General features: G+C 59.1%; 1 pseudogene. It reads left to right on the top strand.

Annotated elements, in window-relative coordinates:
• Nucleotides 1-279 (top strand): annotated as a pseudogene (locus EN786_RS37445) (type II and III secretion system protein family protein); the annotation flags it as partial.

The raw sequence follows: 279 nt of genomic DNA, 5'->3' as shown, positions 1-279 counted from the left end.
GCATCGCAGCTACCACGCCAACAGGAACGGCCCCAGGGACCCTGCTGACGGGTTTGCTGTCGAAAAGCAATCCTTTCGCGACACTGATCACCCAGATCATCGACAGCAACATCAAGGTCGACCTGATTATTGAAGCGCTCGAAGAGAAGGGCGTCGTGCGGACGCTCGCTAATCCGAACCTCACCACGCTTTCCGGTGAGCAAGCTAGCTTCAACGCCGGCGGCCAGGTCCCCATCCGAAGCGTCGACGCCAATGGCGAGGTCCAGATCGAGTACAAGC

This window comes from Mesorhizobium sp. M4B.F.Ca.ET.143.01.1.1, assembly GCF_004792275.1.
In the GTDB taxonomy this organism is placed as follows: domain Bacteria; phylum Pseudomonadota; class Alphaproteobacteria; order Rhizobiales; family Rhizobiaceae; genus Mesorhizobium; species Mesorhizobium abyssinicae.
This window is presented reverse-complemented; position numbering and strand designations above follow the sequence as displayed.